2 protein-coding genes are annotated in these 1,787 nt (G+C 65.4%); both read left to right on the forward strand.

Features of this window, described 5'->3' with window-relative positions:
• Positions 1–764 (forward strand): bifunctional 5,10-methylenetetrahydrofolate dehydrogenase/5,10-methenyltetrahydrofolate cyclohydrolase (locus ACE3UY_RS16950; protein ID WP_374688672.1); only part of this gene is annotated, 764 nt, incomplete at its 5' end.
• 26 nt (positions 765–790) lie between these two features.
• Complete coding sequence (locus ACE3UY_RS16955; protein ID WP_374688673.1) at positions 791–1,780, forward strand: GDP-mannose 4,6-dehydratase; 990 nt, start codon at positions 791–793, stop codon at positions 1,778–1,780.
• Positions 1,781–1,787: the final 7 nt, after the last annotated feature.

A 1,787-nucleotide genomic window follows, 5' to 3' on the forward strand; every position in this document is an offset into this window, starting at 1 on the left:
AGAACCCGGCATCCGCCACCTACGTCCGCAGCAAGCGCAAGACCTGCGAGGAGTTGGGCATCCGCTCCATCGGTCACGAACTACCGGCCGACGCCAGCCAACAGCAGGTCGAAGAACTGGTGGCCGAGTTGAACGCCGATCTCACCGTCAACGGCATTCTGGTGCAACTGCCGCTACCCAAGCACCTGAACGAAGAAGCTGTGCTAAACACCATCAGCCTCGAAAAGGACGTGGACGGCTTCCACCCGGTCAACATCGGCCGTCTGGCTATGAAGGGCCGCGACCCGCTCTTCATCCCCTGCACGCCCTATGGCTGCATCGTTCTGCTGGAAGAGAGCGGCATCCCCATCAAGGGGGCGGACGCGGTGATCGTCGGCCGTTCCAACATCGTCGGGTTGCCCGTCGCCATGCTGCTCCAGAAGCGCGACGCGACGGTCACCATCTGCCACAGCCGCACCCGCGACCTGGCCGGTCACATCCGCCAGGCGGACATCGTCATCGCCGCCATCGGCCAGACGGAGATGATCACCGGCGACATGATCAAGCCCGGCGCGGCCGTCATTGACGTAGGCATCAACCAGAAGACGGATCCGACCGCCAAGCGCGGCTACCGGCTGGTGGGCGACGTGGATTTCGAGTCGGCCAAGGAAGTGGCCGGCGCAATCACGCCCGTTCCTGGCGGCGTCGGCCCCATGACCATCGCCATGCTCATGAAGAACACACTGCGGGCCGCGGAGATCGCTCTGGCCCGCCAGGCGCGCTGACCGCGCCGACCCGCGAAGGAAGCCCGTTGAGCCAGGAAGACCCGCAGGCTGACTTCTGGCGCGGACGCCGCGTCTTCATTACCGGTTGCACCGGCTTTCTCGGATCATGGCTGACGGCCGCCCTGCTGGAGCGCGGCGCGGAGGTTGTCGGCCTGGTCCGTCTGCGCGAGCCGGAGTCGCAACTGGTGCGCACCGGCCTCATCAGCCGCATCGAGCAGGTGTCGGGCGAGCTTCTCGACTATCATCTGCTGCGGCGAACGCTGGTCGAGTGCCGCATCGACACCGTCTTCCATCTGGCGGGCCAGACCATCGTCGGCGTCGCCAATCGCGAGCCGGTAGAGACGTTCGAGACCAACATCCGCGGCACGTGGTTGCTGCTGGAAGCGGCGCGCCAGACGCCCTCGGTGCGCGGCATCGTTGTCGCCAGCAGCGAGAAGGCTTATGGCGAGCAGTTGGACTTGCCCTACCGCGAGGAGTACCCGCTGCAGGGCCGCCACCCCTACGAAGTCTCCAAGAGTTGCGCCGACCTGATCGCCCAATCCTTCGCCCACACCTACGGCCAGGCCATCGCTGTCACCCGCTGCTCCAACCTCTACGGCGGCGGCGACCTGAACTGGAACCGGCTCATCCCCGGCACGATCCGCAGCGTCCTGAGCGGCCAACGGCCGATCATCCGCTCCGACGGCTCCTTCCGGCGCGATTATCTCTACGTGGCCGACGCCGTACTTGGCTATCTGATGCTGGCCGAGCACCTGACCGAGCCGGCGGTACGCGGCCAGCCGTTCAACCTGGGCTCCGGCTGCCCCGTTTCGGCGCTGGAGCTTGTGCAGACCATCGTTGCCATTTCCGGCCGTCCGGAACTGGAACCGATCATCTTGAACGAGGTCAAGCACGAGATTCAGGATGAGTATCTCAGCCCTCAGAAGGCCTCGGAGGCCGTCGGCTGGCGTCAACAGTATAGCCTGGCGCGCGGTCTGGAAGAGGCCATGGCCTGGTATCGGGCCTATCTGAATTGATGAGCCG

The organism is Promineifilum sp. (SeqCode), from assembly GCF_041918635.1.
Classification (GTDB): Bacteria; Chloroflexota; Anaerolineae; order Promineifilales; family Promineifilaceae; genus Promineifilum.